This is a genomic window from Limnoglobus sp. (genome assembly GCF_059499385.1).
In genome coordinates this window covers 11,192-24,644 of sequence record NZ_JCABYM010000117.1, presented here as the reverse complement: position 1 = coordinate 24,644, position 13,453 = coordinate 11,192, and the positions used below count along the sequence as shown (strand labels likewise).

Below are 13,453 nucleotides of genomic sequence, written 5' to 3'. Positions count from 1 at the left end.
CATCATGCCGCAAGGGCGGGAGTTAGTGCAAGACCAGTTGTGAAACAGCCTCTAGAGTTGTTGCGCGTCGCCGAGCCGGGGGAGGTCGTCGAGCGAGCCGAGGCCGAAGATTTCCAGGAACCGGTTCGTCGTGCCGTACCGCACGTCCGCGTGGTCGGCGTCGCCCCGCAGCACGACGGCCACCAGGCCGAGACGGGCGAGCTGCCGCACCACCGACCCGGAGTCGAGGCCGCGGATGGCGTCGATCTCCTCCTTGTCGATGGGCTGACGGTACGCGATCACGGACAGCACGTCCAGCGCTTGTTGCGTCAGCCGGGCCTCGCGGGGGCCCCCGAACAGCTTCTCCCGCATCCCGCGGTAGCTCGGCTTCACGGCCAGCACGTACCCGCCGTCGCGCGGCTGCACGGCATAGGGGCGGTTCTGGTTGCGGTACTTCTTGTTCAACTCCGCGACGACCTGGTGCAGCAACTCGGCCGGCACGCGGACGACGGCGGCGAACTTCTCGGCCGTCAGCGGCGACCCGCCGGCGAACAGCATCGCCTCCGCGATCTTCTCCGCCGGCGGCGGGCTGTGGGTACTCGGGACTCGGGACTCGGGACTCGGTACTCGGTCCGGCTTCGCCGCGGGCGGTTCGGGCGGCGCGTCCGTGACGACGAGCGAATCGAGGTCGCCGTCGAGGGCCCACGGCTGGGCGGTCGGCGTGTCGGCCATGACGGTCGCCCTCACTCGTGCGGCAGGAAGAACCCGGTGACGAACGTGCCGGTCCACAGCACGGCGAACAACAACCCGAGCGGGACGTGCAACTCGCGCCGCCGCTTCACGCCGGTGAAAAGCATCAGCGGTAGCAACAGCGCGGACGGCACGGAGAACATCAAGTGGACCCGCAGGGCCTGCTTCGCCTCCTCCGAGAACTGCGAGGTCACGTCCGTGCCGAGGCGGAGCAGCAACTCGAACCCGAGGACGGTCACGATCGTCAGCGCGAAGAAGACGATGTTGATCCGCCCGTGCAGCTTGTACCGCTTCGTGGACAGCGCGAGCAGCGAGGACACGAACAGCACCGTCACCGCGGCGACGAGGAGCTTCAGCGTGAAGATGATGGTCGGGCCGGTGAGCATGATTCAGTATTATTAGTTCGCCGCCGCGGGGCGCATCGTCTCGGCCCACGCCAGTGCCTTCGCCAGCGACTCCATCGGCAGCCCGATGACGTTGCTGGCGCTGCCGTCGATCACCTTGAGGTACGGGTCGGTCGGCATCTGGATGGCATACGCCCCGGAGCAGCCTTCCCACTTCCGCGTCTTCAGGTATCCGTCGATCTCGGCGGCGGACAGCGGCTTCATCTCGACGAGGCTCCGCTCCTGCCAGACGATCTGGAAGTCGCCGGGCCGCAGCCACAGGCACACGCCGGTCCAGAGTTCGTGGACGCGGCCGGAGAGCCAGTTCAGGATGCGGCGGGCGTCGGCCTCGTCCTCCGGCTTGCCGACGACCTTGCCGTCGAGCCAGCCGACGGTGTCGGCCGCGATCACGACGCCGTCCTCAACGCGGGGCGCGACGGCCGCGGCCTTGAGCCACGCGAGTTCGCCGACGTAGTGCCGCACGTCGCCGAGGCGGGCCTCCGTCGGCTCGTCGATGTTCGCGGGCAGCACGTCGAAGGCGTAGCCGTGGAACTTCAGCAGCTCGCGGCGGCCGAGCGACCCACTGGCGAGGACTAGGCGGAACGGAACGTCCGGCGTTGCCATGTCGAGAGCACCTCGGCCAGCGGCGGCCACACCTTCTCCGGCGTCAGGTCGGCGAAACAGATCGTGTCATTCGGGCATTGCTTCAGGTAGCTGCCCGCACACGCGACGGCCGTTTCGACGCCGGTACTCGGTACTCGGTACTCGGTACTCGGTACTCGGTACGGGCCGTGGAGCCGCACCTGCGTGCAAGTGTACGGGGCGACGCACGGCCGGCCCAGCGCCGCGGCCAGGTGCAGCGGGCCGGTGTCATTCGCGACCATCACGTCCGCCGCGTTCAGCAGCGCGGCCAGCTTCGGCAGGCTCGTCTTCCCCGTGAAGTCGCGGACCGGGCCGGGGAGCTGGTTCGCAATCGCCGCGGACAACGCGGTGTCGTCCGCGGAGCCGACGAGCAGGGCCGTGCCGCCGAAGGCGCGCTGCGCCTTCGTCAGGAGCGTCGCGAAGTGGGCGGGCGGCCACCGCTTCGTCACCCACTTCGCCCCGGCCGCGACCGCCAGCCACGGCCGCGGGAATGGCACGAGTTCGCGATTCACAGCTTCGACTTCATCCTCTCGAAGTGGGACGACGAACCGCTTCGCGGTTCGGCAGCCGAGGCTCTCCGCCACCCGCCAGTACCGGTCCACGGCGTGAATCCGGTCCGCGTCCGGCACTTCGACGAGATGCGTGTAGAACCGCGTGGCCCCTTCCCGCGCGTTCGCGAACCCGACCCGCCGCGGCGACCCGGTGGCGGCGCACATCAGCCCCGTCCGCAGCAGCCCTTGCAGATCGACAACGAGATCGAATCGCTCGCGCCGCAGGCGGTTCAGGAGGCCGAATGAGTACGGTAGGGCGGACCCGAGGTTGCGGAACGCGGCGCGGTCGAACGGGAGCGTCGCGTCGAGGTGCGGGTGGCCGATCAGCATCGGCTCGAACCCGCGGTTGACGACCCACGTGAGGTGCGCCGCCGGGAACCGTTCACGGAGCGCGGTCAATACCGGCAGGGCGTGGACAATGTCGCCGAGGGCGCTCGGCTTCAGGATCGCGATCCGTCGCGGCATTGCAAATCCTTTTTCACCGCGGGGGACGTTGGCCCCGACTTCCGAAGTCCGGCTTCGACTTCGGAAGTCGAACGAAGCCAGCGCCAACGGGGGTGAGGAACGCCCCTGTGCCGGATCGACTTCCGAAGTCGAAGCCGGACTTCGGAAGTCTAGGCTTTCTCAACTGCAGTCTTCTCTTCATTCTTAATCACGGTCGGCAGCAGCGCCAGCACGCCGACGAGCGCGACCACGGCCACAACATACGGCAGCGTCCGGGACGGGTGCAACTCGAACACGAACACGCCGATGAACGGCCCCAGGATGCGGCCGAGCGACGCGGCCGACTGGTTCACGCCGAGGATTTCGCCTTGGCGGTTCGGGTCGGCCCGCTTCGACACGAGCGCGGAGACGGACGGGTTCACGAACGCGAACCCGGTGACGGACACGGCCAGCGCGAAGTAGAACAGCGGCACGAGGCCCTGCGCGTTCGTCTTCGTCAGCATCGACGTGGCCCACGCGACGACGCCGAGCGTGCCGAGGCCGAGGAACATCATGCCGAGGCCGACGGTCATCATCCGGGCTTCCTTCCACCGCCCGACGAGCGGGCGGTAGAGGCCGCCCTGCGCGACCATCAGCACGAACCCGACCGCCGCGAAGACGAGGAAGTTCTGCTTGTCGTCGTACCCGAACGCCGTCGTCGTCAGCAGGGCGAGCGTCGCCTCGAAGTTCGCGAACCCGAAGATCGCCAGGAAGTAGATCAGCACGAGCGGCCCGACCGTCGGCATCATCACGACCTCCAGCGTCCGACCCATGCTGAAGAACTGCCGCGGCTCGTTCGTCTTCCCCGGCGTCCGCGTTTCCGGCAGCAGCGCGACGGCCATCAACGTCGCGACCAGGGACAGCCCCGACGCGATGACGCCGACGCCCCACTTCTGGTTCTCGAAGATCGTCAGGCCGAGGTAGGCGATGAGCGGGCCGAACGTGAACCCGATGCCGAACGCCGCGCCGATGAGGGCCATGCCCTTCGCCCGCTTGTCCGGCGTCGTGCAGTCGGCGATGACGGCCGCGGCCGTGCCGACGCTCGCGCCGGCGATGCCGGCCCCGATCCGGGACAACAGCATCAGGCCGATGGCGAGTTGCCAGTCGGCGGCCGGCAGCGAAGATGCGTAGGCGAACAGCCCGTAGAAGACGACCGACCCGACGAGGCCGACGAGCAGCACGGGGCGGCGGCCGATCCGGTCCGACACGCGGCCCCACACCGGCGAGAACACGAACTGCATCAGCGAGAAGACTGCGAAGAGAATCCCGATGATCGCGCCGCGGGCGGCCTTGGTTTGGTCCGTGATTGGCGCGAGGTGTTCGTCCGTCAGGTACTCACTGGCGAGCCGCGGCAGGAGCGGCAGGACGATGCCGAACCCGAGCAGGTCGATGGCGACGACGAGGGCGGCGATGAACATCGCCTTCCGGGGCGGGCGGGGAGCGTCGGCGGGTGTCATCGGCGGTCGGGTCGCTCGCGGGGGATGGAGGCGCTTCCGTAACATAGGCACGGCGCGCGGGGTTCGCCAGAGTAGTAGGCACACTCCGTGTGCCGTCTGCCAAGCGCCGCCGGGACAATGCACGGGTCGCCGCGGCCGACAGCAGACGGCACACGGAGTGTGCCTACTACTATGACCGGCACAGGTTGCCAGCCCGCTCGCCCGCCGCGGTAACGGTCGCTTGTCTTCGCCGCGCCAACGGCTTATGATCCAGTAGCGTTATCTCATTGCATCCCCACGCCTTCCACCACCCTCCCCGTTCGGGAGACTCGCACATGCGCCGCCGCCTCTTCCTTCCGCTCGCCTTCACCGCACTCGCCGGGGCGTTCTTCGTTCAGACCGCCCCGGAAGCCCGGCCGCAGAACGAGCCGAGCGACGAGCTGATCGAGACCGCCGACGGGGTGAAGCTCCGCGGCATCCTGTACAAGGCCCAGAACTCCAAGAACGGGTCGTGCGTCATCATCCTGCACGAGCCGTTCACCGACCCGACGAAGGGGGACTGGGAGGGGCTGGCGAAGACGCTCGCGAAGAACGGCTACCACACCCTCCGGTTCGACTTCCGCGGGCACGGCAAGAGTAAGGACCTGATCCCGGAGAAGTTCTGGCGGGAGCCGTTGAATCAGAAGTTGCCGGGGGCGAACAGGACGCCCGCTAAGGACACGATCGACGTGAAGGACTTTGAAAAGAAGCGGGACTACTACCCGCAACTGGTGTACGACATCGCGGCCGCCCGCAACCACCTGGACAAGCTGAACGACGACGGGCAGGTGAACACCAGTTCCGTCTACCTGATCGGGGCCGGCGACGCAACCACGCTGGGCATGCTGTTCCTGGCGACCGAGTGGCACCGCGAGCAGAAGAAGCCGACGTTGGCGTTCAACCAACAGAAGTTCTTCGTCAGCGCGAACCTGAGCATCGCGGCCGGCGGGTCGCCGGCCGGCCGGGACTACGGCGGGGCCGTCTGGCTGTCGCCGAAGCGGATGGCCGGGTTCGGGTCCAGCGCCGTCGAGAACTGGGTGGCCCGCCACGGCCGGGACCCGAACGGGGACATGCGGAAGGAGACGCCGATGCTGTTCGTCCACGGGGAGAAGGACGAGGCCGGGAAGAGCGCGTCGAAATACTTCAACGACCAGGTCATGGTGGCCGGCGGGCGGGGGCGGCTGGAGAAGCTCGACTCGACGTACATCCGCGACCGGAAGGGGACGAACCTGACCGGCGTGAGCCTGCTCGGCAAGGACGACCAACTCGGCACGGAGAAGCTCATCCTCGAGTTCCTGGACAAGATGGAGGAGCTGCGGCGGAAGAAGGTCCGCATCACCCGCGAGTACACCGAGCCGCTGCGGATCAACCTGGCGTCGTTCGGGAATTGAGTGGTCGAACGGGAACCCGAAGCCCGCGGACGTTCGTCCGCGGGCTTTCTTTTTTTCACCCCCGCGGGTGGAACTTCTTGTGCAACTCCTTCAGCCGCTTGCGGTCCACGTGCGTGTAGTGCTGCGTCGTCTGGATCGAGGCGTGTCCCAATAGTTCCTGCACCGTCCGCAGGTCCGCGCCGCCGGCGAGCAGGTGCGTCGCGAAGCTGTGCCGCAGCGTGTGCGGGCTGACCGTCACCGGCAGCCCGGCCCGCTTGCAATACTTCTTCACCAGCATCCACAGGTCCACCCGCGTCAGCGCCTTCCCGGACCGGCTGACGAACACGAACTCCGCCCCGTCGCTTCCCGGCAAGCTCGTGCGGCCCTCGCCGAGGTACGCCCGCAGCGCGGCGATCGCCGGCTTCCCGAGCGGCACGACCCGCTGCTTGCTCCCCTTGCCGAAGCACTTGCAGAACGCGGCGTCCAGGTACAGGTCGTTCAGCCGCAGGCCGACGACCTCCGACGCCCGGCAGCCGGTCGCGTACAGCGTCTCCAGCATGGCCCGGTCGCGGAGGTAGAACCGGTCGCCGAGTTGCGGGGCCTTCAGCAACTCGTCCACGCTCTCCGGCGACAGCACCTGCGGGACGCGCTCCCACAGCTTCGGCGAGCCGAGCAGTTCCACGGCCGACGGGTTGGCCCGCTCCTCCAGCCGGAGGAAGCGGTAGAACATCTTCAGTGCGACCAGGTGCCGGGCGATGCTCGGGGCGGCGAGCTGCTCGTCGTGGAGGAAGCCCAGGTATCGCGTGAGGTCCGAGAGCGACGGGTTCGAGTAGTCCGCGAGCCGGACGAGGGCGGCCCACGTCGAGTACCGGTCGAGGTCGTGGCCGTAGGCGAGGACGGTGTTCTCGGCCATGCCCCGCTCGGCCCGCAGGTACTGGCGGAAGGCGAGCACGTCGGAGACGAGGGCGTTCAAACTCATGGCGAACCGAGGAGGTGTTTGCGGATGACCGGCCGGAGCTTCCCCACCGCCCGGCCGCGGTGACTCAACGCATGCTTCACCGTCGCGGACAGTTCGCCGAAGCTCGCGTGGTACTCCGGGATCACGAACAGCGGGTCGTACCCGAACCCGCCGTCGCCCCGCGGCTGCGTGTCGATCACGCCCCAGCAGCGGCCTTCGACGACGGCCACCACGTTCCCCGTCGGGTCGGCGAGGGCGGCCGTGCTGACGTAGTACGCGGCCCGCTTCTCGCCGGTGAAGCTCGCCATCTCGGAGAGCAGTTTCGCGTTGTTCGCGGCGTCGTCGCCGTGCTGCCCGGCCCACCGCGCTGAGTAGACGCCCGGCTGGCCGCCGAGCGCCGGCACGACGAGGCCGCTGTCCTCGCCGAGCACCCACTCGTTCAGCAGCGGGGCGAGTGCCGTCGCCTTGATGCGGGCGTTCTCTTCAAACGTGGTCCCCGTCTCGTCGATGTCGGCCGGGGCGTTCGCGAACGGCGTGAGGTCGGTCACCTCGACGAGGTCGGACAGCAGCTCGATCAGCTCGCGGAGCTTCTTCTTGTTGCGACTTCCGAGGACCAACCGCGGCATGACCAAAACTCCGAGCAGGCGCACCCCGATTCTATCGGCGGTGGCCCGTGCGAAGTTTCCCCCGACCGCGGGAAATCCGGCTACGCCGGCTCGACGCTCGCGGCCAACCCGCGTGCCCCGAACTGTTCGACGTACAACTCGGCGCGTTCGAGGTGGGTGACGAGTACGAGCGTCCGGCCGTTCTGGTACGCGTCCCACATGCGGAACGTCGCCTCGGCGTCCGCGAAGTGGGTCACGTCCCGGAGCGTCCGGGCGACGAACGGCAGGTCTTTATCGGTGGCCCGATGGAGGATGACTTTGTACCGCGTGATCGGCCGGCCGCCGGGAGAGGTGGGGCGGCGGCCGAAGAACCGGGCGAGCCGGTTCGGGCGTCGGAACGGGGGGCGAGTGGACATGGCGGCCCTCGCTAGTGGTGGCGACTTCCTGTCGGGGCCGGCCGCGGGTCGCGACTCGGCCGGGACTGAGAAATCCCCTCTACCCTACTGTACGCGCGACCGGTCGGTCAAAGGTTCCCTTCGCCAACTGGCCGTTCGGATTTCGGCGACGGTCCGGTTATAACGGCTGGCATCAGTCCTTCGACTTGGGCTTACAGCTCCCCTTCGCGAACGGCTTCTTCCCCGGAACCGGTTCGTAGCCTTCCCAACACCGGGTTTGCTTCTTCGCGGCCGCTTTCTTCTTCGGCTTTTTCTTCGTTGTGGTCGGCATGGTGGCCTCCTGCGTTAGGATTTCTTCTTGCTCTTGGCGTACCGTTCGAGCAGGCGGGTTCCCTTGTCGGCGAGCTTCTTCGCCGCGGCCGCGGTCTTCGGCGCGGGTTCGCCCCACGCACGGGCCTGCAGCGAGAGTCGCGTCGGCTGGCCGTCCTCGTCCACGAGCGGCCCGCGGAGGTTGGCGTAGTGCCGCCGAAGGAACGACCCCTTCCGCCGCATCTTCTCCGGCGTGTCGGCCGCGCCCTTGACGCCGGGCTTGAGGTTCGCGCCTTCGGTCTCCTTGAAGTGCTTCCGCCCGGCGGCCGTGAGGCCGCCGTTCGGGTCCTTCAGGGGCTTCTTGCGAGTCGTCGGCATCGGTGGCTCCTCGTCGGAGATGGACGAGGAACGAGGTCGCAAACGATGTGCCGGGGAAAGCGGAGGTCGGGGTGAGAATCAGTGCGCTACGTGCTCCCCCGCTTATCGAAGTACGCGCGGAGCAGCGCGGTTTCGTATTTGAGACGTTCGAGTTCTTCAGGAGTAGGCTCGAACGGGCCGTGGATCGCTCGGTGTTCCTCTTCTGTCAATTCCCGAAGAAAACAAAAGCTGGCGAGTCGAATGGTTCTGTATGCTTGCCACTCCGTATCGGTGCGGGGTCTGCCACGAACTTCCCTGCGGATTACACGGGCGAGGTCCGTGGGTACTGCGTTCATGACTTCTTGTATGTTCGTCCCGTCCACAAACTGGATGACTGCGTGGGCCTTCTCCAACTCGTTACCGAGGCGGGTGCGAATCTGGAACTTCTGGAGAAAGGTTTCAACATCCAAGAAACGGCCCTCGATGTGGCCAGCCGTGAACCCGGACTCGATTGGTCGGTCGGCCTGTAAGCCGGGTTTTGTCCCGCCTCGCGGCGGCGACGATCATTTATCTAGCCCCACGATTACTCGTGGGGTCGAGCGGCCTACCCGAGGGTCGTAGCGGATCGGGCCGATCCTGCCCCCTGCTTGGCCTTGCTTCCGGTGGGGTTTGCCGAGCCGACGGGTCACCCCGCCGCTGGTGCGCTCTTACATTAAGGGCTTTCGCCCCGCACCGTTTCACCCTTACCGGGTAGTTGATAGTTGGCAGTTGATAGTTGGTAGTCAAAGTCCGCCGACTACCAACTATCAACTGCCAACTATCAACTACGCCGGCGGTTTGCTTTCTGTTGCACTGTCCCGCCCGTTGGCGGCCCGCGCCGGGACGCGGAAGCCGTTGCCGGGGGTGGGCGTTACCCACCACCGTGCCCTGGGAAGCCCGGACTTTCCTCCCGCCGCCAGTTGGCAGTTGGTAGTTGGTAGTTGACAGAAAAGCCGGCATTCGGTTCTCTCTGTCAACTACCAACTACCAACTGCCAACTGGCGGCCGGCGATCGTCCGGCCGACCGACCAATCGAACCTCCACTGTATCGGACGCGACGGGCGGCGGAAAGGTTCGGCTTTGCTACCATGAGCGTATGACCGACCGCGACTCGTTCCTCGCCGCCATCGCCGCGGCCCCGGCCGACGACACCCCGCGGCTGGCGTTCGCCGACTGGCTGGAAGAACACGGCGACGCCGCCCGCGCCGGGTTCATCCGCGATCAGGTCCGGCTGGCGACGCTGCGGCCGGGCACGGACGAGTACCGCCAACTCTTCCGCCGCACCGCCGACACGCTGCGGGCGAACCTGCCGGCGTGGATACAGGACCTGTGCGACGCCTTCGGGCAGCCGGCGGAGTGGAAGCCGGGCAAAACGCGGGGCCACGGCCTGCATGTTCTGTTCGGAAGCAGTCATCCGCCCTTCGGCCTGATGACTGCCCGGTTTGAACGCGGCTTTCTCGAGCAACCCTGGGTCAACGCTCGCAGTCTCGGCGACGGACAATCGCTCGGCCGGCTTCTTCGGGAACATCCGATCTCGCGGCTTAGTTTGCAATTCAGTACGCCGGTTTCTTCTCCCAACTGGGCCGTGGCCGAACTGAAACAGGTTCAGTCCCTTACGCTGGACGGCGGGTTGACCGCGACGGAGGCGAAAACACTCTTTGACGTTCCGAATTGGGCCTCGCTCCGGCGGTTGAGCTTCGGCCATGCGACGTGGGCGGCCGTCCCATACTTGTGCACGTCGCCGATGGTAAAGCGCTTGCACGGCCTGCGGCTTCCGTTCGGCGATGCATTCCTCTCGAACCTCGCGAGCTTCCCGTTGGACGACGCAATCCGTGACCTCTCGGTGTACCCGGCGGCCCACCGCCCCGACCGGGATGAGATTGCGTTAACCCTGTCCAAGCTAAACGGCGTGACGTTCCGCCCCACACTGAAGCGGCTCGACCTCACCGGCTGCACGATGGGCGACCGCGGCCTCGCGACGTTCGCCCGCGGGGACGTGTGGATTCGGCTGCGCGCGCTCGCCCTCGACCGCAACCGGTTCGGCGACCCCGGCTGGCGGGACTTCGTCCGCGGCCGCCGCACGCCGGAGTTGCGGACGCTCACCGCGGGCCGGAACTTCCTGACCGGCGACGGGGCCGTGCGGCTCGGGCAGTCGCCGCTCGTCGAGACGCTGGAGTACCTCGACCTCCGCGGCAACCGCATCGACGGCAAGGGGGCCGTATCGCTCGCGCGCTACCTGCGGGACGGGCCGGTGAAGAAGCTGCTGCTGACCGGGAACCCGCTGTCGGCGAAGGACGCGGACGCCGTGCGAAACGTGCTGGGCGAGCGGGTGGTCGTGTGACGTTTCATTTTGCATTTTTCATTTCGACTTTTGCATTGGTCCGGACATGACTGAACCAATGCAAAAGTCGAAATGAAAAATGCAAAATGTAAGACTCATCCCCCGCAGCCCTTCGGTTCCTGGCCGACGGCGTCGGCCATCACACGGAGCTGGATCACGCTCCGCTCCTGCTCCTTCTCCAGGTACGCCCGGCCCTTCTTCACGTTGACGTGGTCCCACGGCAGCCGCTCGCCCATCGGCCGCTGACGGTGGCTGTAGAACCCCACGTCGATCCCCAGGTCGCGGAACGCGCCCCACCACAACTCCGGGTTGAAGCACTCCTTCCACCCGTCCATCCGCGCCCCCCGCTTCCACGCCTCGTAGAGGGCCGGCGAGACGCGGCGGTCGCCGCGGGTCAGAATTCCTTCCAGCAGGCTCGTCTCGATGTCGTGCTGCTTCACCTTCACCGTCTTCATCCGCTTCTGCCGGTGCAGGTAGTCGCCGGCCCAGCGGAAGTACTCGCGGGACTGCATCCCGTTCCACTGGTACGGCGTGTGCGGCTTCGGCACGAAGTTCGACACGCTCGCCGTCACGTCCTTGTACCGGCCGGTGACTTCCTTGCTGATTTGCGCGATCGTCTCGGCCATCTCGACGATGCCGTCCAGGTCCGCCGGCCGCTCGCCGGGCAGCCCGCAGAGGAAGTAGAGCTTCACCTTCTGCCACCCGTTCTTGAACGCCTCCCGGCAGCCGACGTACAGGTCCTCGTTCTTGATCCGCTTGCGGATCTGCTCCCGCATGTCGTCGCGGGCCACCTCCGGCGCGAGCGTCAGCCCGGCCTTCCGCACGCCCTGGATCAGGTTCGGCAGCGTCCGCAGTTGGTGGTTGATGCGAAGGCTCGGCAGCGAGACGTTCACGCCGAGCGGCAGGAACACCTCGTGCATCCGCTTGACCAGCTCCTCGAAGTGCGGGTAGTCGCTGCTGCTGAGCGACAGCAGGCTGATCTCGTTCGTGCCGGTGTTCCGGTAGCTGTCGAGCGCCGCCTGCACGATGGTTTCCACCGACCGCATGCGGAGGGGACGTTTGATCGTGGTGCTCTGGCAGAACCGGCACTGGTGCGGGCAGCCCCGCATGATCTCGATGGCGATCCGGTCGTGCGGCGTCTGCACGAAGCTCACCACCGGCTTCGTCGGCAGCGGGATCGCGTCGAAGTCGCAGTCGATGGTGCAGGGGTTGATCTCCGTCGGCACGTCCGACCGCGTGCGGTTCACCGACGCGATCGTGCCGTCGGCGTGGTAGTCGAATTCGTAGAACGCCGGGGCGTAGGCCCACGTCGTGCTGCCGACGAGTTCCGCGAGCATCTCCAGCCGCCGGCGGTGCGTGTTGTCGCCGTCGCGGAGGGCCTTCTCCTTCAGGTCGATCCACTTGCTCATGAGGAACGGGAGCGACTGCTCGCCGTCGCCGATGACGAACAGGTCCACGAACGGGGCGAGCAGCTCCGGGTTCTGCGCCCCCGGCCCGCCGGCGACGATCAGCGGGTCGGACACCAGCCGCTCGTTCGACCACATCGGGACGCCGCCGAGGTCGAGCATGTTCAGCAGGTTCGAGTAGCACACCTCGTACTGGAGGCTGAACCCGATCACGTCGAACTCGTGCAGCGGGGTGAACGTCTCCAGCCCGTACAGCGGCAGCTTGCGACCTCGCAGCAGCCCCTCGAAGTCGAGCCACGGGGCGAACGCCCGCTCGCACGCCCACCGCGGGTCGTTGTTCATGATCGTGTAGAGCACCTGCAACCCGTGGTGGCTCATGCCGATCGTGTATGCGTCCGGGAACGCCAGGCAGAGCTTCCCGCGGACGTGCCGGTGGTCCTTCGGGACGCTGTTGACCTCCCCGCCGGCGTACTGCGCGGGCGTCTTCACCCGCGGCAGGTGGCGGACGACTTCGTCCTTGAGCGCGGCGTTCAGCATTGGTCGGACCCTATTTAGCCGCCGGCTTGCCGGCGGGTTACCCGAAACCCCGCCGGCAAGCCGGCGGCTATATATCCCTGATATTAAACGAGAACGCCCCGCCGGTGTCGGCGGGGCGTGCGTGAGTTCCCGCGAATGGTCACATCCGGTCGAACCGGTGGACCAGCCGGCGGCTGTTGATGTCGAGCGCTTCGAGGATGCTGATGACCGGGTCGATCGGTTGGCCGGTCGTTTTCGCCCAGCAGATGATGTGCAGGTTCTCGTGGCCGCACTTCAGGCGTTCGAGGATCGGGGTGAGCAGCTCGTGCTGGTCCTGGAATTGCCGTTCGAGGAGGCCGAAGTCGCCGCGGTCGAGTTCGATCCAAAAGCACTTGCCCTGCAGGTGTTCGAGCCACTTCGCCCGCAGGTAGCCGGTCCAGTGGTCGCGGACCCAGTTCTGGATCGCCGACTCGCCGAGGTCGTACCCGACCTTCTCGCTCTCGATCCACTTGAACTTCGCTTCCTCGTCCTGGCAGTGGGCGTGGATGCTCTGTTTCGGCACGTGTTCCGGCGGACCGCTGGCGTACATCCGTGACGAACCCTGGTCGGCGACGACACCCTGATTCATAGTGACCATATTCTACGAGCCGTCGGGGGAGAAAACGGATCGCCCGCCCGGTCAGGGGACCGACGGGAAGACAATTTCAACCTACATCATAATTGACGGCCGTGACGCCGTGCAAGTTCCATTTTGCGGAAAGTGGAGAAACCACCGACGATGAAACACGGCGAGCCGAGCGGCGGTTGCCCCCCGGGGGGGGGGGGATTACCCCCGGCGTAAGCGCCCCGGGGCGGCGGGGCCAAGGCGGGGGTTGCGCCCCCCACCCAAAAAGG

General features: G+C 66.9%; 15 protein-coding genes and 1 other RNA gene. 2 read left to right on the top strand and 14 right to left on the bottom strand.

From position 1 onward, the window contains the following. Positions 1–51: 51 nt before the first annotated feature. The 5 genes from scpB to AC5JJ2_RS21460 all read right to left on the bottom strand — a co-directional run bounded on the left by scpB (position 52) and on the right by AC5JJ2_RS21460 (position 4,245). On the bottom strand, positions 52–711 hold the full coding sequence (gene scpB / locus AC5JJ2_RS21480) for an SMC-Scp complex subunit ScpB (protein ID WP_495860083.1): 660 nt from the start codon (positions 709–711) through the stop codon (positions 52–54). Positions 712–722: 11 nt separating this feature from the next. After that, positions 723–1,115 (bottom strand): DUF420 domain-containing protein, encoded by a 393-nt coding sequence (locus AC5JJ2_RS21475; protein ID WP_495860082.1) that lies wholly within the window; start codon positions 1,113–1,115, stop codon positions 723–725. A 12-nt stretch (positions 1,116–1,127) separates the two neighbouring features. Continuing rightward, positions 1,128–1,736 (bottom strand): Maf family protein, encoded by a 609-nt coding sequence (locus tag AC5JJ2_RS21470; RefSeq protein ID WP_495860081.1) that lies wholly within the window; start codon positions 1,734–1,736, stop codon positions 1,128–1,130. Then, complete coding sequence (locus AC5JJ2_RS21465) at positions 1,706–2,770, bottom strand: glycosyltransferase family 9 protein (RefSeq protein WP_495860080.1); 1,065 nt, start codon at positions 2,768–2,770, stop codon at positions 1,706–1,708. The genes AC5JJ2_RS21470 and AC5JJ2_RS21465 overlap by 31 nt, the downstream gene beginning before the upstream one ends. 149 nt (positions 2,771–2,919) lie before the next feature. Then, a complete protein-coding gene (locus tag AC5JJ2_RS21460; RefSeq protein ID WP_495860079.1) occupies positions 2,920–4,245 on the bottom strand; it encodes an MFS transporter in 1,326 nt (441 codons plus the stop codon). A gap of 314 nt (positions 4,246–4,559) precedes the next feature. Here AC5JJ2_RS21460 and AC5JJ2_RS21455 point away from each other — a divergent pair, with 314 nt between their 5' ends. After that, a complete protein-coding gene (locus AC5JJ2_RS21455) occupies positions 4,560–5,654 on the top strand; it encodes an alpha/beta hydrolase family protein (RefSeq protein ID WP_495860078.1) in 1,095 nt (364 codons plus the stop codon). A gap of 55 nt (positions 5,655–5,709) precedes the next feature. On the opposite strand, the gene xerD is transcribed toward AC5JJ2_RS21455, so the two are convergent. From xerD to rnpB, 7 genes are all read right to left on the bottom strand, one after another. Continuing rightward, positions 5,710–6,612, bottom strand: coding sequence for a site-specific tyrosine recombinase XerD (xerD, locus tag AC5JJ2_RS21450; RefSeq protein ID WP_495860077.1), 903 nt, complete (start codon positions 6,610–6,612; stop codon positions 5,710–5,712). Beyond that, positions 6,609–7,217, bottom strand: coding sequence for an RdgB/HAM1 family non-canonical purine NTP pyrophosphatase (rdgB, locus tag AC5JJ2_RS21445; protein WP_495860076.1), 609 nt, complete (start codon positions 7,215–7,217; stop codon positions 6,609–6,611). The genes xerD and rdgB overlap by 4 nt, the downstream gene beginning before the upstream one ends. Positions 7,218–7,297: 80 nt before the next feature. Then, on the bottom strand, positions 7,298–7,612 hold the full coding sequence (locus AC5JJ2_RS21440; protein ID WP_495860075.1) for an ATP-dependent Clp protease adaptor ClpS: 315 nt from the start codon (positions 7,610–7,612) through the stop codon (positions 7,298–7,300). A gap of 172 nt (positions 7,613–7,784) precedes the next feature. Further along, complete coding sequence (locus AC5JJ2_RS21435; protein ID WP_495860074.1) at positions 7,785–7,922, bottom strand: hypothetical protein; 138 nt, start codon at positions 7,920–7,922, stop codon at positions 7,785–7,787. A gap of 14 nt (positions 7,923–7,936) precedes the next feature. Next, positions 7,937–8,278, bottom strand: coding sequence for a DUF6321 domain-containing protein (locus AC5JJ2_RS21430; protein ID WP_495860073.1), 342 nt, complete (start codon positions 8,276–8,278; stop codon positions 7,937–7,939). Between the two features lie 86 nt (positions 8,279–8,364). Next, positions 8,365–8,727: a hypothetical protein gene (locus AC5JJ2_RS21425; protein ID WP_495860072.1), complete on the bottom strand. Its 363-nt coding sequence runs from the start codon at positions 8,725–8,727 to the stop codon at positions 8,365–8,367. Between the two features lie 41 nt (positions 8,728–8,768). After that, positions 8,769–9,324: RNase P RNA component class A (gene rnpB, locus AC5JJ2_RS21420), an RNA gene on the bottom strand. 68 nt (positions 9,325–9,392) lie between these two features. Between rnpB and AC5JJ2_RS21415 the strand changes: the two genes are divergently transcribed. Beyond that, positions 9,393–10,637, top strand: a complete 1,245-nt coding sequence (locus AC5JJ2_RS21415; RefSeq protein WP_495860071.1) for a TIGR02996 domain-containing protein — start codon at positions 9,393–9,395, stop codon at positions 10,635–10,637. A 95-nt stretch (positions 10,638–10,732) separates the two neighbouring features. Here the strand turns inward: AC5JJ2_RS21415 and AC5JJ2_RS21410 are convergent, their stop codons facing one another. After that, positions 10,733–12,580, bottom strand: a complete 1,848-nt coding sequence (locus AC5JJ2_RS21410) for a TIGR03960 family B12-binding radical SAM protein (protein WP_495860070.1) — start codon at positions 12,578–12,580, stop codon at positions 10,733–10,735. A gap of 139 nt (positions 12,581–12,719) precedes the next feature. Then, a complete protein-coding gene (locus AC5JJ2_RS21405; RefSeq protein ID WP_495860069.1) occupies positions 12,720–13,187 on the bottom strand; it encodes a hypothetical protein in 468 nt (155 codons plus the stop codon). Positions 13,188–13,453: the final 266 nt, after the last annotated feature.